The organism is Rossellomorea vietnamensis (genome assembly GCF_008180615.1).
Taxonomy (GTDB): Bacteria; Bacillota; Bacilli; order Bacillales; family Bacillaceae_B; genus Rossellomorea; species Rossellomorea vietnamensis_D.
Window position 1 is genome coordinate 67228 of record NZ_VTEH01000005.1, and the last position, 23618, is coordinate 90845.

Below are 23618 nucleotides of genomic sequence, written 5' to 3' on the forward strand. Positions count from 1 at the left end.
AACAAAGGAAGCAAAATTGAAGGAGTGACAAAATGTTAGGATTTAAAAAAACAGAAGAAATCTATAGAGAGAAAATAGTGGAAGGCAGCGAGGTCAATGCGCTGGCTATTGATACCTCTTCAACAGAAGTCATTTTATCTCCCCATGCATCAGAAGATATCAAAATCGAGTTAAAAGGGGAGGTCAGCCCTAAATTAAAAGACAGCATCAGAATGGATGTAACGCAGCAGGGGCATGCACTGAATGTACAAGTGAAAATTGAACGGGACAGCGGCTTCAGTTTCGGAATTGAAATGATCAAACTGGCTCTGAGCGTTCAGGTTCCGGGCAAACTGTATGAGGAAATCACAGTTGAAACTTCCTCAGGAGGAGTGGAAGCTTCAGACCTGGAAGGAAAGAAAGTGAAGTTTACAGCAAGTTCAGGAGAGGTGGATGCAGCAAGGATAAAGGCACACACCGAATTTAAAAGTAAAACAAACAGCGGAGGTATTCATTTGAATAGGATTGAGGCTCCTGTGATATATGCCAAGGCAAACAGCGGGACAGTTTTACTGCAAAACCTCACAGCCGCTGATGTCCATGCCAAAGCTTCTTCAGGGAATGTAATTGGGAAGAAGTGGACGGGGAATATTACCGCTGAATCAAATTCAGGCGGCATTGACCTTCATTCTGCAGAACTGACAGGGAATATAGAGGCTGAAGCGTCAAGTGGAGATGTCATGCTCTACTTTGACAAGAAACCCCAATCCTTCTCCCTTGATTTCTCCGGAAGCTCAGGAGAAGCTCATCTGGAATTGGATGGCTTCCAATATGAAAAGAAGAAAGATCACCGAATCAAAGGAAAAATGGGAGAAGGCAAACATACGATCAGAGTCAAAACATCTTCTGGCGACTTTGATTTCAGAACATAAACAAATCTGAGTACCATAGTTGCCTTGAGCAACAAAACGACTCAGAGTATGAGAAAAGGACTTCCGACAAAGAAGTCCTTTTCTGCTGATTATTCATTCTGCGATATTAACGAAAATATCTTCTGTATCCGGTTTTTCCTCAATCAGCCCCGACTTCTTCAGCCAATCGATGGTTTCCTGCCAAGAGGCTTCGCTTTGGCTTCCGAACGCTTCATCCTCTGACTCCATTTTGGGCAGCAGGATGCTCATGCTTTCTTTCTCCACTTCCTCGACCAGCGGGAAATTTGCTTCATCCTGGCTGCTCAGCAGGACTTGCAGTGCTTCGTCCTGGTTTTCCTTCATGAATTCATAGCCTTTAGTGGCAGCACGCCAGAATGCACGGATGCTTTCTTCTTTTTTATTCCATGTCTCATCATTTGTGGTGAAAACCAGTTCGTAAAAGCTCGGTACCCCGTAGTCAACTGGATTGAAAAGGCGGGTTTTATAGCCTTCGTGTTTCAGTACCGGAACTTCATGGTTGATATAGGCTCCGATGACGGCATCAGCTTTTTCACTGACAATCGATGAGCCCAGCTCGAATCCGACGTCAATCGTATCAACCTTGGCTGGATCTCCGCCGTCAGCCTCTACCATCGTGCTGAGAAGAGCTTCGTTCAATGGAATCCCGGGGTACCCGACCTTCTTTCCTTCCAGGTCCTTGGGTGATTGAATCGGACTGTCTTCCAGGAAAACCACATGATTCAATGGAGAGCGCACAATGGCTGCAACAGACTTGACGGGAATGCCCTCGTTGGCTCTTGCAATGATGACATCTGGCTGATAAGAGATTCCGAGGTCAATCTGCCCGGCAGCCGCAAGATTGATAGGATCGGTTGGATTTGCCGGAAATTTGATCTCTGCGTCCAGACCTTCATCTTGAAAATACCCCTTTTCTTCTGCAGCATAAAGGTAGCTATGTACGGCATTAGGATACCAGTCCAGCATAATTGTCAGTTTTTCCAATTCTTCTTCCTCTGTTGAAGCAGCGGTGTCCTCTTGAGAACAGCCTCCCATTATCACAAGACTGGCAAGAATCATGAACATAAGCATTTTCTTCATAAGGATTTCCTCCATTTTAAAAATATATTTTCACACAAAGTCACAAGCAAAAATAAGACAATGCCGGCAATCGATAATAGGACAATGGGAGCGAACACTGCTGCACCGTTAAACTGAGTCATCATCCTGCGGCTGAAGTACCCCAGCCCGGCTTCTGCCCCAAGCCATTCTCCGATAGCGGCGCCAATGACACTCAGGGTGACAGCCACCTTCAGTCCTGAGAAAAAATGCGGAAGAGCAGAAGGGACGCTGAGTTTCAGGAAGACCTCTCTTTTTCCGGCACCCATCGTCAGCATAAGTTCTTTCAAGTCCTTGCTGACAGACCGAAGTCCATCAAAGGTACTGACCGTGATGGGGAAAAAGGTGATGAGTACGGTTACCACGATCTTGCTCCAAATCGAATAGCCAAACCAAAGTACAAAAATAGGGGCGAGGGCAATGATCGGGATGGTTTGGGAAGCAATAAGAATCGGATAAAAAGTCCGTTCTGCCGATTTGCTGAAATTCATTAAGACAGCCAGGGTAATACCGAGTGCTACCGAGAATGCTAAACCGATTAAAATGATGATTATGGTGGAAGGCAGGTGTTTTATGATCAAAACCGCTTTCAACTCCCAGAGTTCAGCTGCGATTTCCCCCGGAGTCGGCAGGATAAAAGGTTTATTATAGAGGGCTGCTCCGATCTGCCAAATCATCAGAAAGAAAAGGATCACAAGAGATGAGTTTATATAATTGCGCCGCTCTCTCATGAATGGGACACCATTTTCCTTAACTCGGAAATCAGCGTTGTTTTCAAGCCTTGAATATCTGCGTGAGAAAGATCCCTGAAATCGCGGGGCCTTGGCAGAGGAACCTTAATCTCCGTCAGTTGTGATACAGGCATAGTGCTGAATACAAGAATACGGTCCGCCAGAAACAAGGCTTCCTCCACATCATGGGTGATGAACAGGATGGTTTTCCTCCATTTGCTCCATTGATCAAGAAGCCATTCCTGCATGGAAAGTTTTGTGATAGCATCCAAAGCACTGAATGGTTCATCCAGTACAAGAAGATCTTTCCCGCTCAGTACTGCTCTCAGGAAAGAAACTCTTTGGCGCATGCCGCCGGATAAATTATGAGGGTACCGGTCTTCATGTCCACTTAGGCCGAATTCCTTTAGTAACCCTCCGACTTCTTCATACGCTTTTTCTTTCTTCATCCCTTGCAGCTGAAGAGGCAGGATGGCATTTTCCCTAACTGTACGCCATGGCAGCAATAGGTCCTGCTGCGGCATATACCCTGCCTGTCCCAGGCGCTGTTGTATTTCTTCTCCATGGAAAAGGATCCTGCCGGAGGTCTGATTTTCCAGGCCGGTAATCAGCCGGAACAAAGTGCTTTTGCCAGAACCGCTGGGACCGATGATTGATACGAATTCTCCTTGTCTGATAGAAAGCGAGAGTCCATCGAGTACGTGGCCGGGGGACTGTTTTGTGCCGCCTATGTAAGAGAAAGAAACATGCTCAAGGGTAAGCAGATCAGTCATCCGCCGGCCACATTTCTTCGTTCCAGGCCATGTCCCAAAACATGAATTCAAAGCGGCTTGTGTTCAAGAAGATTTCTTCTAATCGCATTAATTCTTCTTCGCTTTTTCCGGCTGCTAAGCGGTTAAGCAGGGAAATCAGCCACAGAGATAAAGAGCCGAATTCATCAGATGAATACATCGATACCCATTCTCCATAAAATTCATGGCTTGCGGCACCATCTATGGTGTTCAAGTCCTTGCCGATTTCCCAGTAACTCCACATACAGGGAAGAAGGGCGCACACCAATTCAGCAAGAGTTCCATTTTCAGAGACATGAAGCATGTAATGAGAATAAGCGAGTGTGACGGGAGATGGCGCAGCAGTTTCCAGCTCCTCAGTTGAAATGCCAAACCTTTCTGCATACTGGCGGTGCAAAGCCATTTCTTCATTCAAAGTGGAATCCAGCAGCTTTGCGAATTCCCCCATAGTCTTTGGGTCTCTTGCTTTCACGGCCCCTAAAGCAAATAGCTTGGCGAAATCTATTAAATATACATAGTCTTGAATCATATAAAAGCGGAATTTGTTCCGGTCGAGCGTCCCTTGGCCGATTCCCTGGACGAAAGGGTGCTGATGATTTTTGTTCCAAATGGGTTGTACCTTCTGATACAAACGGTCAGTAAACTTCATCATTTCTCCTCCTTATTCGTAAGAAACCTATGTCAGCAGTCGTTCTTCTCATCCCTCTGATGCCTTTTAATAAAAGATTTTATAGAATTATGTCCTCCCCTTTATTGACAACAAAAAGACCACTTTCAAAAAGAAAGTGGTCTGGCACAAATTTAAGTATGTAAAGAGAATACAGGCAGTACGATCCTACTGTCTGCAATGCATACATATGTCCGCCACTTCCCTTCGCTAGTATTACCTAGATCAGGTAGTCAGGGTTAAGACATGTAAATGTCTCTCTCAGCTTAAACGCACCCCTAGTGTTGTTCAAAATATGAAATTGTCTGTACATAACATATCTATCATACTCTGAATATTTCTGCAACATCCAGTTAAGAAAAAAATATTATTGAAATTATGCAGGAATACCCCGAATCTTGCTGAATACATTCATACAATACGAAAGTGTGAGTGATAGGAGGCGGAAGATTGGAAAAGATTTCGATCGGGCTGTTAGGGCTGGGTACAGTAGGTTCCGGCGTTGTGAAGGTGATACGCAATCATCAGGATAAACTGGTGCATGGGGTAGGATGTCCAGTTGGGATAAAAAAAATATTGGTCCAGGATACCGAAAAATCCCGGGAAGTCGTGGTGGATCCCGAGCTGGTGACGTTAGATTCCAATGAAATAGTGGATGACCCTGACATTGATATCATTGTGGAAGTGATGGGAGGAATTGAGGAAACGCGGAAGCTTCTCCTCAGAGCCCTTGAAAAAAAGAAGCACGTGGTAACTGCCAATAAGGATCTTATGGCACTTCACGGACCGGAATTGTTAGAAACCGCATCAAAGAATGGATGCGATTTATTTTACGAAGCAAGTGTGGCAGGGGGGATCCCTATTTTACGCAGTGTGGCAGATGGCTTTGCCTCAGACCGCATCCACAAAATCATCGGAATCGTTAATGGGACAACGAATTATATACTCACGAAAATGAGTGATGAAGGACAATCCTATGAGGAAGCCCTGATTGAGGCTCAGAAATTGGGATTCGCAGAATCGGACCCTGAAGCTGATGTCGAGGGAATTGATGCAGCAAGGAAAATGGCCATATTGTCAACACTCGGGTTTTCAATGAATGTCGGACTCCATGATGTCAGGTTCAAAGGGATAACCAACATTTCACAGCAGGATATTGATTATGGAAAAAGACTGGGCTATACAATGAAACTGATCGGGGTCGCTGAAAGAGATGACGAGAAGATCGATGTTACCGTTCAGCCTGCCTTGGTGACTGATTCGCATCCTTTGGCAGCAGTGAAAAATGAGAATAATGCAGTGTATGTTTACGGAGAAGCAGTTGGAGAAACGATGTTTTACGGGCCGGGAGCAGGAAGTCTGCCTACAGCTACTGCCGTTGTTTCCGATCTTGTTGGAGTCATGAGGAATATGAGGCTCGGGGTCAACGGCCACAGTGCAGCCTTTCCGCAATTCACCAAAAAGATGATGAAAGCGGATGAAGTGTTCAAAAAGTATTTTATCAGGCTGGTGGTTGAAGACGAAGTGGGTACACTTGCAGAAGTGACAACACTTTTTTCAAAAGAGGGAATCTCTGTAGAAAAAATATGGCAAAATCCAACAAGAGGCAGTATCTCTGAAATCGTACTGGTGACACACAAAGCCTCCAGAAAAAGCTTTCAAGATATCTTAGTAGAGTTGAATGATTCCAGTGTGGTCAAACGTGTGGGAAGTTACTACCGCATTGAGATTTAAGAAATTTAAACCAGTATCTTACTGGTTTTTTCTTTTGATCGTCAGTGGACAGCGAACCTATTCTTAGTAACTTTAAACATACATAGGGTTGGGAGACTCCTTAATAAATTTCGGTGCGTAAAAATCAGCACAAAGAAGAGATGTTGGTTGACTAATCATGAACAAAACGGCAATAATAGGAAGTAATGAAAGAATTGGAAGGCGGGATTATAATGTTCTCTGAGGAAAGAAGAAAGAAGATCCTTGAAACCCTTGAAAGAGAAGGCAGGGTTCTTGTAAAAGAGCTCGCGGAGCAATTTGATGTTTCAATCGATTCTATTCGCAGGGACCTGTCCATCATGGAAGACGACCAGCAGCTGAAAAGGACGCATGGCGGCGCCATTCCTCTGCCTGCAGTAAGGTCAATGCCAAGGAATAATGATGAAAGGTTTGGGGTGAGCACTTCTTATCAAAAAGAGATTGCTGAAAGGGCAGCTGCCTATATCAATCCAGAGCAAACCGTTTTTATCGGCGGTGCGTCCATCCATTATGCAATGCTTCCTTACCTGCCAAAGGAATTTTCATTTACAGTGGTAACGAATTCTGTTGAGATCGCTTATCAGCTGAGAGAGTTTGAAAATATCCATACGTATGTGATCGGCGGGAAGATGAAGGTTTCCGGCAATATCACAGATCCCCTTGCTGCCCAATTCGCGGAACGTTTTCATTATGATTTATGTTTTGCTACTGGAGGAGGATTGACAGCAAGAGGCTTAAGTACATCAACTCCCGAAGTGGCTCTGTTTCACGAAAAAGTTTATGAAAACTCACGCCGGATCATAACGCTGGTTGAGCACACCAAAGTGGGAGCCGACCTGTTCACCAGTATGTATCCTTTGAAAAAACTGGACATCATTTTAACTGATGAAGCTACTACTTCTGCTCAAGTGGATGAGCTTGAATCACATGGAGTGAAGATAATAAAGGTACCTAAAAATAAATAAATCCTGTATTTATTTAAGTGAAGTGAGCAAAATCGCTTCACTTTTTTGCGCTATAATTCTGGTTTAAACAACTTTCAAGATGAAGCACTTGCCCTGCTCATCCACAAACAGGCAGAATTCTTGATGTGGTTGGATCCCGCTGATGTCCCGGATTTCTTTTGGAATATGAATCGCGCCTTTCTCGGAAATATACCGCTTATTATTCGTGCTGTTTTGTTCCGGTTTTTTAATCACGATGGCTTCCTCGTCATAGCAGATTTCCGCCTGCCGTCCAGGAACAAGCCCGAACTGCTTCCTCCATTGATTGGGCAATGTTACATTGCCGGTTTTGCTGAAATCTTTGCACTTGTATTTTTCCCACATCAGATTATTCACCTCTTACTATTAAGTAACCGGTGAAGATGGAACTAAAACGTTGAGTCTTTGATTAGTGAAGGTTCTTTTCTTAAACTCTGTATAGACGATATATAGTTCACCTCAAATATCTGTATAAGCAGGAAAGGAAAAGTTGTCTTTTTCATGTATCACTGGAAAAGGTCTGAAAGCAATCATTCATATGAAAACTTCCCTATGTAAGGCTCTTTTCGCATACTTTGTTGCTATTTTAAAATTTCGTAAGATAACTGATTTCTATTCTGGTATGCCAAAAGAAATATAGTGCTCCCCGTTTTGAGAGAAAATTCTTAGTACCCGGAGGGGGAACCTGCCGAAAGTAAAAATAATGTGAAAAAAGTCTAAGTCTATTTAATAGTTTTTTTAATTAATTGCTGATTTTAGAATGCGGTTTTTCCTTCATCCCCCTTTACGTAGGAGGATTGTAGCGGAAGGCGTACGATCTCCTGCGGGACTAGTGGGACAGGTGAGACCCCCAATCTAGTTGCAGCGCCCAGCCCCTCGGGGTCAAATAACCCGGAGAGAATAAAAGGAAAAACCGCCTTTTTTTCTCTCCGGAACATTTGCCTGTCGGGGCTGAGCAGGGCGCTTCCACTTTTTATACAGGCGAAGCCGAGGAGGCTCATTCAGCTCCAGCGGCCAGCGACTAGCAGATTTCGGTCTCTCTCCTTGCGATAAGTCATCATCGAATCGCTATCGCTCTTCGTGATTCCTTTATCTCATACGAGAGCCCTAAAATCTGTACGTCGCTGAACGGCCGCTTCCACTTTTGCTTCACCGCCCGCCCCGCGGAGTCGTTCGCCTGGAGCGGAAATCCATTTTTTGTTACGCAGCCACAATCTTTGCGAGAACCTCCTTATTAAAGATGACAAACATAAATTACTCCAAGTGAGGTATTATAGGTGTATAAATTAACAGATGGCAGGGGAAGACCACAAATGGAAGAATCAAAAAAAATTGCAGCGAAAATAGCGGTTGTTTACATCGTCATCGGCGCTCTATGGATTATATTTTCCGATAGGTTCTCCCTAATCCTGGCTGAGAATGAGATGGGGGCATACGTCTTTTTTCAAAGATATAAGGGCTGGTTGTTCATACTGATAACTGGATTTCTTATTTATATCCTGGTTTATCAGCGGGCATCCAGGCTCGTGGAGTCAGCAGAAAAACTGAAGAATAAAGAGAAGCAGCTGCAAAAGAGCAATCAGCATTACCAATCATTATTTCACCACAATCCTGATGCCGTATTTGAGATTACACGGGAAGGAAAACTGGCAGCCTTGAATCCTGAGGGAGAAGAAATCATAGGCCGCCCGGTAGATGATTTAAAAGGCAAGCCACTGGATTTTCTAATACACCCTGAAGATCGAGACTATGTAAAAGAGCTATTCAGGAAAACACTTCTGGGAAAACCTGAAAAGTTTGAAATGAACATTTTTGGTAAGTCTGGAAATAATCGTCTCCTTCGCTGCACCCTTCTCCCCATCATTGTTGATGAAAAGATCATAGGGGTCTTCGGTATGGCAAGAGACATCACCCACTATAGGGAGAATGAAGAGATGATGATAGCCTCTGAGAAACTTTCGGTCATTGGACAGTTAGCAGCGGCAGTGGCCCATGAGATAAGAAATCCTTTAACATCCTTGAAAGGATTTGTACAATTAATGCAGGTAACCAAGAAAGCAGACGATAAGCATCTCGGTATAATGCTTTCTGAGATCGAAAGAATCAATCTCATCTCAGGTGAAATGCTCATTCTTGGAAAACAGCAGGACATCTTATTTGGCAAAGAAGAGGTCAATGATACCATCAAACAGGTCATTGTATTGATGGAAGCGCAAGCGAATCTGGATAACGTGGGAATTGACTTCGCTCCTTCCCAAGATGGTCCCATGTTCGTTAATGCCGACCAAAACCAATTGAAACAAGTGTTAATCAATATAATAAAAAATGGGGTAGAGGCAATTGATGATCACGGGTTCGTAAAAGTCGTGACAGCAAAAACAGAGACGCAGGCGTTAATAAAGGTACAGGACAGCGGTGCGGGTATGGATCAGGAGCGGATCGACCGCCTTGGAGAACCTTTTTATTCGACGAAAGAAAAAGGGACTGGCCTTGGGCTTGCTGTGTGCAAGAAAATCGTTGAACGGCATCAGGGTGAAATCACGTATGAGAGTGAAAAAGGAAAAGGAACAACAGTTACCATTACCCTGCCACTGTCATGATGAGTATCTATCAGGAAAATACTATTACAATACAGCTTTTCCATATCACATGGTGTAGAATGGACTACAGCATCTTTAACAGAGAGAGGAATCAATAAATGGAATATCTAACAGAACTAAAGCCTTTTCTACAGGACGCTTGGAAAGCATCCGATTTCAAGGAGCTAACGGAAATTCAGAAAAAAGCAGTCCCGGAAATTCTGGAAGGGAAAAATCTTGTCTGTGAATCGCCGACAGGAACAGGCAAAACGCTCGCTTACCTTTTACCCATTCTAAATAGCATTGATGAAAAGAGAATGCAGGCTCAAGCCCTTATATTGGCACCTTCCCATGAGCTGGTCATGCAGATTCATCAAGAAGTGCAGAAATGGACGAAGAATACCGGAATCAACAGCATCGCCCTGATAGGCGGAGCCAACGTAAAAAATCAAATAGAAAAACTAAAAAAGAAACCCAAAATCATTGTTGGAACCACCGGCAGAATCATGGAATTGATTAAAATGAAGAAATTGAAAATGCATGAGATCAAAACAATTGTCGTTGATGAATTTGATTCTATGATTGGCAAAGAACATATTAACGATATCAGGCAGGTCATCAAGTCAACTATGGCCGACAGGCAGCTTTTATTCTTTTCAGCTACCCTTTCGGATACTACGGACGAAGTCGCCTCAGAACTTATGGACAATTATGAAGTGATCCGAGTCAATCAAGGCATCGTTTCATCCTCCAATGTGGAGCATGGGTACCTGTTGTCTGAGCAGCGAGATAAGATAGAAGTGCTCCGCAAGCTGTCCAACGTCAATGATCTTAAAGCATTGGTATTCTTCAATAGCCTTGAAAAATTATCAGAGGTAGAAGAGAAGCTGAAATACCAGAAAACTTCCTTGGAGGTCCTGGCAGGAGAATCAAAGAAAATGGAACGAAAGCATTCATTGGATAGATTCAGGGCCGGGAAAGTCCCTATGCTTCTTACTACAGATGTGGCAGCAAGAGGGTTGGATATCAGCGGAGTCACCCATGTCATCCATTTCGAATTCCCAACAGACACAAAGCAATATATCCACCGCTCTGGTAGAACAGGCAGAATGGGTGCATCCGGGACAGTCATTTCCTTAGTCACCAAAAGAGAGGAAAGCTTTTTGGAAAAGATGGCCGGCGAATTGGACCTCAAAGTGACCAAGAAGCGTGTCCATGGCGGGCAAATATCAGAAGATCGATAACATGGAGGATCCCCTCCGACAGTAGTGCAGGGCTCTTGCCGAATAGCAAACGAAGAATAAATGAGAAAGATAAGGCCCGGATTGAATGTTTCAATCCGGGCCTTCATTTATCGTTTTCCTCTTTTAATAACTAACTTGTATACAAGAACAATGACTGCAATGATAAGGAGAATATGAATGATACCTCCAGCGATCTCAAACAGAAGACCGAGCAGCCACAAGGCAATTAAAATACCTATTATCGTCCAGAGCATATATGGAAACCTCCTTTGACATGTTAAGTTTAACTTCCCTCATTTTGAAAAATTTAAACTAGTAAAGAAGAAAAGCACTCTGCTGCAGAGTGCTTAAGCAAAATTGCAGAGGATTAAAATTTGTCTGCACGGTCATCCTTTGCTTTTCCAACTGTCTCATGTACTTTTCCTTTTGCTTTATCGACATTGCCTTCATGCTGCATGTCTGGATTATCCGAAGCTTTTCCTGTTTTTTCTTTAACTTCTCCTTCAGCCTTCTTTGCGGCACCTTTAAGCTTGTCTTTCATACCGTTATCTTTACTCATATGAAAATCATCCTTTCGTGGTTTTATTATTCTTTTACCTTTTTTAGCTCTAGTTAAACATAGGTGGATACAGGTTAGGTTTTATAGAAAACAGGGAATACATAAAAGAACTTTTCTACTTTCAGCATAATAAAAATTATTTAGCGTAGTTATTGGGTTATGTGAAACAATAGAGGATAGAATTTTTTATCCGACAGGGAAGTATTCTTAACTTGAGGGATTGGTCATATGAAAAAGAGAAGGCTTGAATTTTTATTTGTCATTATTTTGATTGCATGCGTGTATATCTTCCTTTCCATCGGATACCCTACCTACATAAAATTGGCGGCAGCAGCTATTTACATCATTATCATCTTGATCAGTGTTCTTTCACTTATCCTTGAAAATCGATCAGCGCAGCATACCTTGCTATGGATTTATGTATTGGTCTGTTTCCCGGTCTTCGGTTATTTCTTTTACCTGTACTCCGGTCAGTTGTATTTAAAAGGGTACCTTTTTAAAAGCAAGCGCAGGAATGACCGCGAGGAATGGCAGAAGCTGCTTAAAAAGGAGAATTCACCTGATTTGGCCTTTCTTCAGGATAACCAAAGAAATTTCGCCAGTTTCTCAAATAAAGTCGCTTGGTCACCGATCAGCACTTCTTCAACAACAAAAATCTTGAAAAACGGGGATGAAACCTTTAATGAGATCAAGGATAAATTAAAGAACGCGAAAAAATATATACACATGGAATACTACATTTTCCGTTCCGACCGGCTGGGAAAAGAAATTATTGAAATTCTGATAGAAAAAGCAGAGCAGGGTGTTGAAGTCCTCTTCATCTTTGATGCTGTCGGCAGTATGCATCTTTCTTCAAAGGACGTCAAGGCAATGGATCAGGCTGGGGTTAAAGTGCAGCCTTTCCTGCCCTTGAAATACGGTTTCTTTAATCAAAAGTTCAACTTTCGAAACCACAGGAAAATCATCGTGATTGATGGGGAATTCGGTTTTGTGGGAGGTTTGAATGTAGGAATCGAATACCTGGGGGAGAGTGAAAAGTTCGGCTTCTGGCGGGATACTCATATGATGCTTGAAGGAGGGGCATTATTTACGCTTCACACAGTATTCCTGCTGGATTGGGAATACGTATCAGGTGAAATGATTCTTGAAAAATACCAGGGGCATCCCTATATACAATCGGAAAAACTGGATGGTGCGGTTCAGGTTGTCGCCAGCGGACCGGACACTCAGCTTGGAATTATGAGCGATCTGTACTATTCACTAATTTCTTCAGCAACTAAATCGATTTGGATTGCCACTCCTTATTTTGTACCGACTGAATCAATCAGGACAGCGCTTCGCATCGCTGCCTCAAAAGGCATTGAAGTCAGGATTATGGTGCCGGAAATCAATGACGGATTTCTTACGCAGTATGCCACAAGGTCATATTTCTCCGAGTTGATCCGCTGTGGAGTAGAAATTTACTCTTATCAAAAAGGCTTTATGCATCAGAAAATCATCATAGTGGATGGGAACCTTGCGTCGATAGGAACAGCCAATATGGATATGCGCAGCTTTCATTTGAATTTTGAAGTCAATGTCTTCCTGCTCGGGAACAGCTCCATTCGCGATTTGGCGGCCCATTATGAAGAGGACATGGAGGACAGCGTGAGGGTCAGGCCGGTTGAATACTACAAGAGGGGTGTAGTGGAGCGGGCGAAGGAATCATTTGCGAGGCTCTTCTCGGGAGTTTTGTAATAAAGGTAATTAGTTGAGCCAGGCTCAAAAGGTGGAATCTGAGCCAGGCTCAAAAGGCGTGAAATGAGCCAGGCTCAAAAAGTAGGAATTGAGCCAGGCTCAAAAGGTGGAATCTGAGCCAGGCTCAAAAGGCGTGAATTGAGCCAGGCTCAAAAAGAGGAAATTGAACCTGGCTCAACTGAACGGTACAATAACCACTAAGGTAAGAGGGACAGTCCCTTTTAATACATTGACGCGCTGCCGTACCACCAGGGAACGTCCCTTAGGTGCGGCAGCGCGTTGCTGTGTCTCCGGTGCTTATTTATGCTTTTGGATTATTTTTTATATCATATACAATCCTGCCATCCATTATCGTCCACAGGACCTTGCATCCTTTGATCTCCTCAGGCTCGCATTCAAATAGGTTGCGGTCCAATATAGCGATGTCCGCTTTTTTACCGGCTTGGAGAGTTCCCAGATCGTTCTCCCGGAAGTTTCCGTAAGCTGGTGACCTTGTAAAATGGGTAAGTGCTTTAGCGATACTGATTTTATGCTGAGGGTTCCAGCCCCGGGAAGGTGTTCCGTCTTCATGTTTCCTTGTAACTGCCCTGTAGATCCCCAGCATTGGATTCAGCTCCACGATGGGGTAATCACTTCCAAAAACGAGCTGGGCACCGCTTTTCTCCAATTCTCCGATTGGCCACGTGTAAGGCAGTCTCTCTGGTCCGAGCCGGTCAATATATTCATGTGATTCCATGGAGCTCGATGATAAATGCTCCGGCTGCATGGAAGGAAGTACACCCAGCTCCGAAAATCTTGAAATATCATCAGGATGGATGACTTCGATATGTTCAATTGTATGCCTGGAGTCGCGCGGGCCATTAACGTTTCTTGCATGTTGAAAAGCATCCAGCGCCAGCCTCACCGCTGCATCCCCGCAGGCATGAAGCCTCACTCTGTATCCTTTTTTATCCGCTTCTTCAATCCATTTAAAGTAAGTTTCTTTTGAATAAATCGTACCGCCATTTGTGGAAGTGCGGTCAGAATAAGGTTCCAACAGATAGCCTGTATAGGTTAAAGGAACACCATCAATGAATTGTTTGAGTCCAGAAAGCTGAAGTTTATCCGAGTCAAACCTGCTGTAATAAGAAAGCTTCTCGAGGTCTCCGTCTAAAGGGGCAAGGAAATGAATACGGACCGTCAGCTTTCCCTCATCTTCAAATCTTTTGTATTCCTCAAGATCTCCCAATGTAAAACCTGGGAGCGGAAGCATATCGCCGATCGAAGTAATCCCGAGTCTGCCCGCTTTTTCTAAAAAAGATTTCATCAGCTTGTGCTTTTTTTCAGAAGGAAGATTGAAGGCTTCCACGGCTAAACCAACAGCTGTTTCATATAGGAACCCTGTAGGTTTGCCATCCTCATCCTTTTCTATTACGCCGAATGGAGGCTCTGGTGTCATTTCATCAATTCCCAGGATTTCCAATGCCTTGGTATTCAGCCAGGCACTATGTGCTTCTTCATTCAAAAGAAAGACAGGACGGTCCTTTATGCGCTGATCCAGTGAATGGCGGGCAGGCAGCTTTTGGCCGGGCCACCTGACGTGATGCCATCCGAATCCGAGCACCCATGGATCATTTGGATGTTGTTCAGCGTACTGTGCTATTCTTTCTGCTGCTTCCTCCTCACTTCCGCAGAAGGTGAGTGAAGCATACTCCTGGAACATGGCCCCGAGCCACAAATGTACGTGAAAGTCATGAAAACCGGGAGTGACTAATTTGCCATAAGCTTCGATTTCTTTTGTATGAGAACCTTTGTATTGCCCTAATTCCTCTTCTGATCCAATTGCCAGGATTGTGTCGCCCTTTACTGCGACAGCCCCTTGGAGCGGTAAGTCTCTATCTGCCGTAAAAATCGAGTCGCTTTTAATGATGATATCTGCACATTGTTTATTCAAATTACATTTCTCCTTGTGGTAAAAGTAGTGAGAAAATTATGGAAAACACTTATAATCATGTTACTATAGAAAAAAAATGATTGGAATAGAAAGTGTATTTATTCATTTGCTGTGCAATGATCACAAGTACACTACCTTGGTGGAATACTTGTTTTCTCGGTAATGTAAAAAACGACTTAGCTGTAAATCTTTAGATCTTGGCATCTAACCATACGTTAACATAAGCTGAAAAACTGAATAGCGAGCATAGAATCACTATAAAACAGGGGATTTATGAAGGAGGGAACTGAGAATGAGAGTCTTAAAAGCTGACATTGGGCATCTGGATTTAGTTTCAGAAGTGTTTAATCAATATCGAGTTTTCTATGAACAGCAAAGTGACATAGAGAGCTGCAGGGATTTTTTAAGAAAGCGTATGGAAAGAGAGGAGTCTGTCATTTTCCTCGCGGTTGAAGAACAGGGAGAGGTGGTGGAGCCGCTGGGCTTTACCCAGATATATCCGATTTTTTCTTCTGTGTCCTTGAAAACTCATTGGCTCCTGAATGACTTGTTTGTTGCTGAAAAAGCAAGGCGGAGAGGGATTGGCGAAGAACTCCTGAATCACGCAAAACAGCTTGCCGAATCCACAGGTGCCAAGGGAGTAACTCTGGAGACTGCGCATGATAATTATAACGCACAAAAACTTTATGAAAAGTTCGGGTTCGTAAAGCATACTGAGTTTCATTATACTTATAGTCTCTAAATTTGTTCGATTGTCAGGAAACGGAGCCTCTGTCCCTATGCCATTCTTTTGTGGGATCCGGTGAAAAGGTGAACCTATTTTGATAGTTCCAGGAACCCCTTTAGAGATGCACGAATAATCCCAAATGCAAAAAAAAACGCAGCGCTGTAAAACTATCGCTGCGTTTTTATTAGTTATAGTGGACTGCGAAAAAATTTTTGCATCACAGATTAAAATACTTTTGTCGTCCACGATTCGCAGTTCCACATATCTGTCGCAATATCCTGATAAAATTCAGGTTCATGGGAAATGAGGAGGATGCTGCCTTTATATTCCTGCAGTGCTCTTTTGAGTTCGGCTTTGGCTTCGACATCCAGATGGTTTGTCGGCTCATCAAAGACGAGGATATTGGTTTCTCTGTTGATCAGCTTGCACAGTCTGACTTTCGCTTTTTCGCCGCCGCTCAGCACTTCAACTTTGCTTTCGATGTGCTTCGTCATCAAGCCACATTTCGCGAGGGCCGCCCTGACTTCATATTGAGTGAAGGACGGGAACTCGCTCCAGACTTCTTCGATGCAGGTGTTGTAGTTGGCTTTTTTAATTTCCTGTTCGAAATAGCCAATGTGCTGATGTTCTCCTAATTCTACTTCTCCGGATACAGGTTTGATTTCGCCAAGGATGCTCCTCAGCAATGTGGTTTTCCCGATTCCGTTGGCTCCGTATAGAGCAATCTTCTGGCCTCTTTCCATTCGAAGGTTCAGAGGCTTGGAAAGTGGTTCATCATATCCAATTACAAGGTCTCTTGTTTCAAAAATCAATTTGCCTGAAGTTCTGGCAGGCTTGAAGTGAAACTCAGGTTTAGGCCTTTCGCCTGCAAGTTCGATGATGTCCATCTTATCCAGTTTCTTTTGGCGGGACATAGCCATGTTCCTTGTGGACACTCTGGCTTTGTTCCGGGCCACAAAGTCCTTCAGCTCAGAGATTTCCTGCTGCTGTTTTTTATAAGCAGACTGCAGCTGCTGGCGTTTCATTTCATAAACCTTTTGGAAATCATCGTAATCACCGGCATAACGGTTAAGCTCCTGGTTTTCCATGTGATAGATGAGATTGATGACACTGTTCAGGAACGGGATATCATGGGAAATGAGGATAAATGCATTCTCATATTCCTGCAGATATCTCTTCAGCCAGACAATATGCTGTTCATCAAGGTAGTTGGTAGGTTCATCAAGCAGCAGGATATCAGGCTTTTCCAGCAGAAGCTTGGCGAGCAGGACTTTCGTTCTTTGTCCTCCGCTCAAATCCTGTACTTCCCGCTCAAGGCCGATTTCATCCAGGCCTAGCCCGCGGGCAATTTCTTCGACTTTTGCATCTATAATGTAAAAATCATTGTTTGTAAGTGCGTCTTGAAGCGTACCGGTTTCTTCGAGCAGCTTTTCAAGTTCTTCCGGGGAGACCTCTCCCATTTTGGCAAATAGTTCATTCATTTCTGTTTCCATATCGAATAGATATTGAAAAGCGGTCTTTAGTACATCTCTGATCGTCATTCCTTTTTCAAGAGAAGTATGCTGATCGAGATACCCGACTCGGACCCGTTTTGCCCATTGTACTTTTCCTTCATCCGGCTCGAGTTTGCGGGTGATGATATTCATGAAGGTGGATTTTCCTTCTCCATTGGCGCCGATAAGACCAATGTGTTCACCTTTTAGCAGACGGAAGGATACGTCATTGAAAATGGCTCTGTCACCGAAGCCATGGCTTAAATTATTTACTGTTAATATACTCATTTGAAAGCACCTTTTCTATTGAATTCTTTTTATCTCATTTCATTATAAAGGTGTTAAAAGCAGATGAATAGTATATGGAAAAAATTAATCGTAACAAGGACAGGGCAGATAAAGGTTATCCTAACCCCATGTTAATCAGCAAGTAAAGTCAGTTCAGGCTCCGGCGGCTGATGTATTCTTCTTCTGAACCCAGCTCCCTGTTAAGTAGAAGCTCCATTTCAATGAGTTCTGTCCGGGTGACGACGGGGTCTTCCGGGGACCAATAGACGTTATAGACAAAGTAATACCCTTTGATTTTACGGAAGAGAACGGTCGAATGGGGAAAGCTGTCAAAGCTCGCTTTGATGTTAAATCTTCTGGAATAACTCCACCTCGTGAGTTTCACGCTGTGACTCCCCCCTTTGAATTGGTATAGTATACATTCCCGGTTTCCATATAGGGGCAAACGTTTCAGTAGGCAGTTCATGATTTGAAAAGTTAGTTGGTTTTGAGTAAAACTATGCAATAAGGATTCATTCTGAAATTCTGAAGAAGCAGAGGAGGAGAAAGCATGGATAAAGATATGTCCGGCTGGATGATGAAGCAAACTTGGGAAAACTTATTGTTCCTTCATTGGCAAGTACCTGTGGAAGAACTGAGAGCAAAGCTGCCAGCACAGCTGGAACTTGATACATATGAAGGGAAAGCGTGGGTTGGGATCGTTCCATTCTCCATGAATCATATAAGGGTCCGCGGACTCCCTGAGATTCCGTTTGCGCGTTCCTTCCTTGAATGCAATGTCCGTACATATGTTAAGTATAAAGGAGAGCCGGGTGTTTATTTCTTCAGCCTGGATGCAAATCATGCCCCTGCAGTTGCCGGCGCACGGCGCTTCTTTTCCCTGCCCTACTTCAATGCTGATATGAAGATGGAGGTCAGTAATGGAACAGTGAAGTACAGCACGAGGAGAGTCCATAAAGGAACAAATGGAGAGTCTTTGAAAATAGAGTATACCCCAGGAGAAAGAATCCATACAGTTAAAGGGTCACTGACAGAGTGGCTGACTGAACGATATTGCTTGTGGACTATAAAAAATAATAGAGTCTATAAAGGCGCAATTCAACATAAGCCATGGGAATTGTATGAAGGACACTCTTTTATAAAGGAACAATCTTTATGGCCGCAGCCAAAGGAAGAGGAGACAGAAGTTCATCAATGCTATTCACCCAGCCTCACTGCCTATATTTGGCCCTTATCCCGTTAAGCGATTTTTATAAACCTCCAAAGCGTGAAGCGCATGGTTATTATATACTAGTCTGAAAGTAACGAAAAGAGTTTTGGAAATACTTTATCAGGGTAAAGGGGTCATGGAACAGCTGGTAAAACGGACTGAGGTTCAATGAAAGAGAAAGAGACTACCTTCCAAACCTTGTAAATAGTTTAACGAGCGTGCGGAAACCAAGACATATGGAAGTCACTGTACTAAAAAATAAACCTTGCTTGAATTTAAGTAGAATAGGGCGATGGACATGAAGGAAACGATTTACATAAGAAATGCACTATTTGGACTGGCAGTTTTTGTGATAATATTTTGCGGGTGGATCCTCACATTAGACGGTGAGATAAAAGCTTTGGGAGTAAGTGCAATGGCTGCGGCGGCCATTGTGTTCACATTTCTGATGCAGCTCCTGGCAGTCAAGAGAACAGAAGGGCTGCAGCGGAGGTTTATCGGCCTGCTTCTGCTGGCAACCATTTTCTATGCAGCGGCTGAAGTTGTCTGGTTCTATGAGGAAAAACTGGCCGGCGGTCTTGATTCTGTTCCGCTTTGGAGCAATATCCTATACATATTGAATCTTCTGTCGTATATTGCAGCATTTTCATTATTGACATTTGCGATAAAAAACCGTTATCAGGTTATCTATTTTGCGATTGATATTCTGATCATCTATTTTTCTGTCACTGCCATACTATGGGTTTATTGGCTTCATCCTCTCTATGAAGAAGCTGGTGTTGCTTATGGGCTGGGGATAACATCATTTATTTATCCCGCTCTGGAACTGCTCCTGTTATTTGCCTTGTCAGCGACCATGTTTCTGAAAAAATATTTTTTTCCATTGAAAACCATGCTTTTACTCATCTGTTCTATAGCACTATTTTTCATAAGTGACTGTATACATTTGCTTGCCTTATATTACGGCAGGTTTGAACCGAACAGCCTGCTGGAAGTAATGTGGAGTTCAGCAATTGTCCTGCAGGGGATTGCTGCGCTGCAATTGTATCTGAAAAGATCTTCTTTCAGACGGGGAGAAAACATCTTTTACTATGAGGCTGGTTCATACCCTGTAGCCAGAAGTGTCGTCAATATCGGAAACATACTCATACTGTTTCTTATTTTCAGTACCAGTCAGGATTCAACAGCCGGTGCAGGGCTGCTGATCATCATATTCCTTGTTTATTCCAGACAGCTTCTGGCAAGTTCCCACTTGAATCAAATGACGTTATCCTACCAAGAGCTTGCCAGGGATTTAGAGAATCAGGTGGATAAAAGGACGGAAGAGTTAAGCCGGAAAAATGCTGAACTTGAAAAGTCTTCATCCAGGTTAAAGTACATGGCCCTTCATGATCAACTTACGGATATATGGAACCGGAGGGCACTGGAAGGAAGACTGAAAACCTTATTCGAGAAATCTCTCGAGGAAGGGAAGAAGGTGGAGTTTGCCCTTATATTTATCGATATTGATAAATTTAAGGAAATCAATGACCGGCTTGGCCACTCATATGGTGATGAGCTGCTGATTGAATTTACAAGGAGAGTAAAACAGGAATTCCCGCCAGACGCCTTCATAGCAAGGCAGTCAGGGGATGAATTTGTGGTTATTTTGGAAGGATGTCAATCGAAGAAAGAAATTGAATCCCTCATTCAGAAATTTTTTAAGGCTAATGAAAAAGGATATTCCATCTATGGAGAAGAAGTGAACATCACCTTCAGCCTTGGTGCATCCTTCTTTCCTGAAGACAGCAGGAATGCCAACGAACTTCTTCAGGCTGCTGATATGGCAATGTATGCTGCCAAACAGCATGGAAAAAATAATTACCAGTTCCATTAACGCTGGGCAAAAAGGTGTATTGCCAAATCTTGAAGGTGCTTATTTGTTTAATGTAGAATATAATGATAGTATCGATTTTTAGGAGTGTGAATGATGAATAGAACAATGTTCTTGGCAATTCTATTATCTTTTGCGTTCCTGGCCAACAGTATTGGAGTGTCTCATGTTCCGGTAAAAGCTGTTCATGAAGCTTCCAGTATAGAACAGTTTGCACATGACAAATTGCTGGCAGGAGAATATCCGGATCTGAAAAAAGGGGCTGTTTACCCTTTTGCCAGTTTAATAGCAGGAGCCGTGGCGGCGCTTCTTCTCATGGCATACGGGAATCACCGGTCTCACGCTGGAAACAGGATCCGCATGCTGCTTATGCCCGTTTTATTCGGGGCGAATTATTTGAAGCTTTTCTCTTTAAATGATCAATTTTCAAATTGATATTTAAGGAGGGAAGAAATATGTGGATCAGGTTTATTATGATGGGGGCTTTTTCGTTTACCGCATTAACGCTGCTGTCTTATCAAGCAGTCGAAATCTACCATGCGTTTATTGACTTTTATCACCAAAAATAATACATTTCTAAGAGTGTAAAGACTCAGTCTGTCTTTGCACTCTTTTTATCTTTATAGGGTACATGCCATCCTTGAAAAACTTAGGGATGAAGGGTGATGACGGATTTAATATTCATATACACTAAAAATGAAAATCTATAAAATCAAGCTGGGTGACTAAAAAATGGACTACTTCTCCAACAGGCCATTTGGTTCTTCCGATGAAGTAACACCAAATGCAGACATATACCATAATCAATATAGGCAGCCAGAGAGCAAAGAAGACGCCTTTTACTTCCGGATGATTGAGCAGGATGGAATACGCCTGAATGAATCTCAAATGAAAGCTGTCAAACATTTAGAAGGACCATGCCTGACACTGGCTGGGGCCGGTTCCGGAAAAACTTCGGTCCTCGTGGCCAGGACCGGATATCTTTTGCAGGTTCAAAGGGTTTCTCCTGACAAAATACTGCTTTTGACATTTTCAAAGAAAGCCTCCATGGAAATGAAGACAAGAGTTTCAGCACTGCCGGGCATCAATTCTCTTGAAGTGAATAGAATACAAGCCGGAACCTTTCACTCCTTTTTCCTCTTTCTATTGAGAAGCAGGGGAGTGAATCAGGAAATCCTGGGAAATGAAAGATTCAAACACATTATTTTAAAACAGATACAGAGAAAATTAGGAATTCAGGAACCTTATCAGCCGGAGACACTGTTATCTACTCTTTCCAGCCTTAAGATAAGAATGCTGCCGGCTGAAAAGCTGCCAGATAAAACGGCAGGTGAAAAAGAGATCAAAAAGATTCTGTCCAACTTTGAAGAGTGGAAGGAAAGCAATCATAAAATGGATTTCGATGACATTCTCGTGAAAGCCTATGAGCTGCTTCATGAGGATTCTGTTTTACTGGAAGCCTTGCAAAAAAGGTTTCAATATATCATGGTGGACGAATTTCAAGACACAAACTGGCTTCAATATGAGTTGATTAAAATGATCGCCGGCCGCTCTCAAAACCTTTTTGTTGTCGGAGATGATGACCAGACAATTTATTCCTTTAACGGGGCCGATCATTCTTTTATCCTTGATTTCGATAAAGAATATCCCGGTGCTGCGGTGGTCACGCTGGATGTGAATTACCGGTCTAACCGTTATATTGTCGGTCTTGGAAATGAAGTGATCAGCCGAAATCAATTCAGGAGAGAAAAGGCTCTTCAAGCTGTAAAAGAAGAAGAGGTTAAGCCGAAATACAGCCGCCCTTCCAATTCGGATGAAGAAGCTGAATGGACTATCTCCCAAATCAAAAGGATGATTGAGGAAGGAAATTCAAGCTATAAGGACATTGCCATCTTACATCGGACAATCAGCAGCAGCCGTGCCATATTCGAACGGTTAGTCATAGAGGAAGTTCCGTTCTTCTCTTATAATCTCGGAGATCAGCATTTCTACGACCAGTGGATCGTCAAACCGCTTATTGACCATCTAAGGCTTTCTCTTGTGCCGCGTAATTTTACGGCGATTGAAGGAATCCTCTCCACGCTTTATATCAACAGGGACGCTGGAATGAAAAAGATCGGAATCGAGGAGGAAACAGCCAGAAAGAAATACCCCCTCATCCACTTGATAAAAATGGACCATTTAAAGGCGTTTCAGAAAGATAAAGTGAAAGAAAGAATAAAGCTAATCAAAGAGCTTTCGACAGAGCCTCCTGCGTCAGCCATCAAGCGGATGAGAAAAGAGTTTTATGATACCTTCATGGATACTAACGAGCGACTTTCAGTAACTGAACATAAAGAGGCAATCAAAGAAACACTATCAGAACTTGAAGCCTCAGCAGCACGGTTTCCATCCATTTCTGCCTTTATCTCGTTCATTGACAGCATGACAGAAAAACACAAGAGGATGCAGGAAGAAGGTAAGAACATGAATTCGGATGCCGTTTCGCTGATGACAATCCACCGTGCAAAAGGCTTGGAGTTTCCAGCTGTCTTTGTTATCGGTGCAAGTGAAGGAAATCTTCCTCATTCCTCTGCACTCAATGCGGATAAACTGGAAGATAAAATTCAGCAGAATGGGAAAAAGAAGGACCTGCTTGCACTCGAAGAGGAGAGAAGGCTCATGTATGTCGCCATCACCCGAGCCAAAAATGAGCTCTTCATCAGTTCCCCGGCATACTATCAAGGTGAAAAACGTGAAATTTCCCGATTCCTCACTGATGTATTTTCAGAGAAACAAACAGGAAAAGAAATGGACAAGCAGAAAAGGGAGCGCCCGATGATAAAGGTCTCCGCCTGGATTTGCAGCAACGACAACTGTATTACCTGGTCAAGGATCAAGACAGAAGCCGAGCAAAGTATAAAAAGAAAAGTGTGTCCGCTTTGTGAGACACGGATGATCAAGGGTGAAAAAAGGGTAAGCGGATAAATGAATCAACACTCAGTGTGAGAAGGCACTGAGTTTTTTTATGTGGATTTGCCTGTC

General features: G+C 43.2%; 21 protein-coding genes and 1 riboswitch. Of the genes, 11 read left to right on the plus strand and 10 right to left on the minus strand.

Annotation, left to right across the window (positions count from 1 at the left end):
• Nucleotides 1–32 precede the first annotated feature (32 nt).
• Nucleotides 33–911 carry a DUF4097 family beta strand repeat-containing protein gene (locus tag FZC79_RS09035; RefSeq protein WP_148946486.1) on the plus strand — a complete coding sequence of 293 codons (879 nt, stop codon included), beginning with the start codon at nucleotides 33–35 and terminating at the stop codon, nucleotides 909–911.
• Between the two features lie 93 nt (nucleotides 912–1004).
• Here the strand turns inward: FZC79_RS09035 and FZC79_RS09040 are convergent, their stop codons facing one another.
• From FZC79_RS09040 to tenA, 4 genes are read right to left on the minus strand one after another with little or no spacing between them, the layout of a single operon-like run.
• Nucleotides 1005–2009, minus strand: a complete 1005-nt coding sequence (locus tag FZC79_RS09040; protein ID WP_187442709.1) for an ABC transporter substrate-binding protein — start codon at nucleotides 2007–2009, stop codon at nucleotides 1005–1007.
• Nucleotides 2006–2758, minus strand: coding sequence for an ABC transporter permease (locus FZC79_RS09045; RefSeq protein ID WP_148946488.1), 753 nt, complete (start codon nucleotides 2756–2758; stop codon nucleotides 2006–2008). Before FZC79_RS09045 ends, FZC79_RS09040 begins: the two co-directional genes overlap by 4 nt.
• Nucleotides 2755–3531 (minus strand): ABC transporter ATP-binding protein, encoded by a 777-nt coding sequence (locus FZC79_RS09050; RefSeq protein WP_148946489.1) that lies wholly within the window; start codon nucleotides 3529–3531, stop codon nucleotides 2755–2757. Before FZC79_RS09050 ends, FZC79_RS09045 begins: the two co-directional genes overlap by 4 nt.
• Nucleotides 3524–4198: a thiaminase II gene (gene tenA / locus FZC79_RS09055; protein ID WP_148946490.1), complete on the minus strand. Its 675-nt coding sequence runs from the start codon at nucleotides 4196–4198 to the stop codon at nucleotides 3524–3526. The genes FZC79_RS09050 and tenA overlap by 8 nt, the downstream gene beginning before the upstream one ends.
• Before the next feature lie 203 nt (nucleotides 4199–4401).
• Nucleotides 4402–4506: riboswitch (TPP riboswitch) on the minus strand.
• A 160-nt stretch (nucleotides 4507–4666) separates the two neighbouring features.
• Here tenA and FZC79_RS09060 point away from each other — a divergent pair.
• Complete coding sequence (locus FZC79_RS09060) at nucleotides 4667–5950, plus strand: homoserine dehydrogenase (RefSeq protein WP_148946491.1); 1284 nt, start codon at nucleotides 4667–4669, stop codon at nucleotides 5948–5950.
• 212 nt (nucleotides 5951–6162) lie between these two features.
• Nucleotides 6163–6933 (plus strand): DeoR/GlpR family DNA-binding transcription regulator, encoded by a 771-nt coding sequence (locus tag FZC79_RS09065; protein WP_148946492.1) that lies wholly within the window; start codon nucleotides 6163–6165, stop codon nucleotides 6931–6933.
• Nucleotides 6934–6996: 63 nt separating this feature from the next.
• On the opposite strand, the gene FZC79_RS09070 is transcribed toward FZC79_RS09065, so the two are convergent.
• The gene (locus FZC79_RS09070; RefSeq protein WP_148946493.1) at nucleotides 6997–7296 is read right to left on the minus strand and encodes a hypothetical protein; all 300 of its coding nucleotides are present in this window, start codon (nucleotides 7294–7296) and stop codon (nucleotides 6997–6999) included.
• A 968-nt stretch (nucleotides 7297–8264) separates the two neighbouring features.
• On the opposite strand from FZC79_RS09070, the gene FZC79_RS09075 reads away from it, so the two are divergent.
• Together FZC79_RS09075 and FZC79_RS09080 are read left to right on the plus strand one after the other, a co-directional pair.
• Nucleotides 8265–9551, plus strand: coding sequence for an ATP-binding protein (locus tag FZC79_RS09075; RefSeq protein ID WP_148946494.1), 1287 nt, complete (start codon nucleotides 8265–8267; stop codon nucleotides 9549–9551).
• 98 nt (nucleotides 9552–9649) lie between these two features.
• Nucleotides 9650–10774, plus strand: a complete 1125-nt coding sequence (locus FZC79_RS09080) for a DEAD/DEAH box helicase (protein ID WP_148946495.1) — start codon at nucleotides 9650–9652, stop codon at nucleotides 10772–10774.
• 107 nt (nucleotides 10775–10881) lie between these two features.
• On the opposite strand, the gene FZC79_RS09085 is transcribed toward FZC79_RS09080, so the two are convergent.
• Nucleotides 10882–11028 carry a lmo0937 family membrane protein gene (locus FZC79_RS09085; RefSeq protein ID WP_148946496.1) on the minus strand — a complete coding sequence of 49 codons (147 nt, stop codon included), beginning with the start codon at nucleotides 11026–11028 and terminating at the stop codon, nucleotides 10882–10884.
• Nucleotides 11029–11141: 113 nt separating this feature from the next.
• Nucleotides 11142–11333: a CsbD family protein gene (locus FZC79_RS09090; RefSeq protein ID WP_148946497.1), complete on the minus strand. Its 192-nt coding sequence runs from the start codon at nucleotides 11331–11333 to the stop codon at nucleotides 11142–11144.
• A 228-nt stretch (nucleotides 11334–11561) separates the two neighbouring features.
• Between FZC79_RS09090 and cls the strand changes: the two genes are divergently transcribed.
• A complete protein-coding gene (cls, locus tag FZC79_RS09095) occupies nucleotides 11562–13070 on the plus strand; it encodes a cardiolipin synthase (RefSeq protein WP_148946498.1) in 1509 nt (502 codons plus the stop codon).
• A 301-nt stretch (nucleotides 13071–13371) separates the two neighbouring features.
• On the opposite strand, the gene FZC79_RS09100 is transcribed toward cls, so the two are convergent.
• A complete protein-coding gene (locus tag FZC79_RS09100) occupies nucleotides 13372–15003 on the minus strand; it encodes an amidohydrolase (RefSeq protein ID WP_148946499.1) in 1632 nt (543 codons plus the stop codon).
• A 292-nt stretch (nucleotides 15004–15295) separates the two neighbouring features.
• Here FZC79_RS09100 and FZC79_RS09105 point away from each other — a divergent pair, with 292 nt between their 5' ends.
• Nucleotides 15296–15745: a GNAT family N-acetyltransferase gene (locus tag FZC79_RS09105; RefSeq protein WP_148946500.1), complete on the plus strand. Its 450-nt coding sequence runs from the start codon at nucleotides 15296–15298 to the stop codon at nucleotides 15743–15745.
• Between the two features lie 209 nt (nucleotides 15746–15954).
• Here FZC79_RS09105 and FZC79_RS09110 read toward each other — a convergent pair whose 3' ends face one another.
• Nucleotides 15955–17511, minus strand: coding sequence for an ABC-F family ATP-binding cassette domain-containing protein (locus FZC79_RS09110; protein WP_148946501.1), 1557 nt, complete (start codon nucleotides 17509–17511; stop codon nucleotides 15955–15957).
• 148 nt (nucleotides 17512–17659) lie between these two features.
• A complete protein-coding gene (locus tag FZC79_RS09115) occupies nucleotides 17660–17896 on the minus strand; it encodes a hypothetical protein (RefSeq protein WP_148946502.1) in 237 nt (78 codons plus the stop codon).
• Between the two features lie 165 nt (nucleotides 17897–18061).
• Here FZC79_RS09115 and FZC79_RS09120 point away from each other — a divergent pair, with 165 nt between their 5' ends.
• The 4 genes from FZC79_RS09120 (at nucleotide 18062) to FZC79_RS09135 (ending at nucleotide 23561) form a co-directional block, all read left to right on the plus strand.
• On the plus strand, nucleotides 18062–18754 hold the full coding sequence (locus tag FZC79_RS09120) for a YqjF family protein (protein ID WP_148946503.1): 693 nt from the start codon (nucleotides 18062–18064) through the stop codon (nucleotides 18752–18754).
• Between the two features lie 265 nt (nucleotides 18755–19019).
• Nucleotides 19020–20597 (plus strand): GGDEF domain-containing protein, encoded by a 1578-nt coding sequence (locus FZC79_RS09125; protein ID WP_187442710.1) that lies wholly within the window; start codon nucleotides 19020–19022, stop codon nucleotides 20595–20597.
• Nucleotides 20598–20687: 90 nt separating this feature from the next.
• Nucleotides 20688–21029 (plus strand): hypothetical protein, encoded by a 342-nt coding sequence (locus FZC79_RS09130; protein ID WP_148991345.1) that lies wholly within the window; start codon nucleotides 20688–20690, stop codon nucleotides 21027–21029.
• A 297-nt stretch (nucleotides 21030–21326) separates the two neighbouring features.
• Nucleotides 21327–23561, plus strand: coding sequence for a UvrD-helicase domain-containing protein (locus FZC79_RS09135; protein WP_148946506.1), 2235 nt, complete (start codon nucleotides 21327–21329; stop codon nucleotides 23559–23561).
• Nucleotides 23562–23618: the final 57 nt, after the last annotated feature.

What these genes read in the sequence shown, in the direction of transcription:
- FZC79_RS09035 (WP_148946486.1), top strand. Translation starts at nt 33, where the DNA reads ATGTTAGGATTTAAAAAAACAGAAGAAATCTATAGAGAGAAAATAGTG.
- FZC79_RS09040 (WP_187442709.1), bottom strand. Translation starts at nt 2,009, where the DNA reads ATGAAGAAAATGCTTATGTTCATGATTCTTGCCAGTCTTGTGATAATG.
- FZC79_RS09045 (WP_148946488.1), bottom strand. Translation starts at nt 2,758, where the DNA reads ATGAGAGAGCGGCGCAATTATATAAACTCATCTCTTGTGATCCTTTTC.
- FZC79_RS09050 (WP_148946489.1), bottom strand. Translation starts at nt 3,531, where the DNA reads ATGACTGATCTGCTTACCCTTGAGCATGTTTCTTTCTCTTACATAGGC.
- tenA (WP_148946490.1), bottom strand. Translation starts at nt 4,198, where the DNA reads ATGAAGTTTACTGACCGTTTGTATCAGAAGGTACAACCCATTTGGAAC.
- FZC79_RS09065 (WP_148946492.1), top strand. Translation starts at nt 6,163, where the DNA reads ATGTTCTCTGAGGAAAGAAGAAAGAAGATCCTTGAAACCCTTGAAAGA.
- FZC79_RS09070 (WP_148946493.1), bottom strand. Translation starts at nt 7,296, where the DNA reads ATGTGGGAAAAATACAAGTGCAAAGATTTCAGCAAAACCGGCAATGTA.
- FZC79_RS09075 (WP_148946494.1), top strand. Translation starts at nt 8,265, where the DNA reads ATGGAAGAATCAAAAAAAATTGCAGCGAAAATAGCGGTTGTTTACATC.
- FZC79_RS09080 (WP_148946495.1), top strand. Translation starts at nt 9,650, where the DNA reads ATGGAATATCTAACAGAACTAAAGCCTTTTCTACAGGACGCTTGGAAA.
- FZC79_RS09085 (WP_148946496.1), bottom strand. Translation starts at nt 11,028, where the DNA reads ATGCTCTGGACGATAATAGGTATTTTAATTGCCTTGTGGCTGCTCGGT.
- FZC79_RS09090 (WP_148946497.1), bottom strand. Translation starts at nt 11,333, where the DNA reads ATGAGTAAAGATAACGGTATGAAAGACAAGCTTAAAGGTGCCGCAAAG.
- cls (WP_148946498.1), top strand. Translation starts at nt 11,562, where the DNA reads ATGAAAAAGAGAAGGCTTGAATTTTTATTTGTCATTATTTTGATTGCA.
- FZC79_RS09105 (WP_148946500.1), top strand. Translation starts at nt 15,296, where the DNA reads ATGAGAGTCTTAAAAGCTGACATTGGGCATCTGGATTTAGTTTCAGAA.
- FZC79_RS09110 (WP_148946501.1), bottom strand. Translation starts at nt 17,511, where the DNA reads ATGAGTATATTAACAGTAAATAATTTAAGCCATGGCTTCGGTGACAGA.
- FZC79_RS09120 (WP_148946503.1), top strand. Translation starts at nt 18,062, where the DNA reads ATGGATAAAGATATGTCCGGCTGGATGATGAAGCAAACTTGGGAAAAC.
- FZC79_RS09125 (WP_187442710.1), top strand. Translation starts at nt 19,020, where the DNA reads ATGAAGGAAACGATTTACATAAGAAATGCACTATTTGGACTGGCAGTT.
- FZC79_RS09130 (WP_148991345.1), top strand. Translation starts at nt 20,688, where the DNA reads ATGATGAATAGAACAATGTTCTTGGCAATTCTATTATCTTTTGCGTTC.
- FZC79_RS09135 (WP_148946506.1), top strand. Translation starts at nt 21,327, where the DNA reads ATGGACTACTTCTCCAACAGGCCATTTGGTTCTTCCGATGAAGTAACA.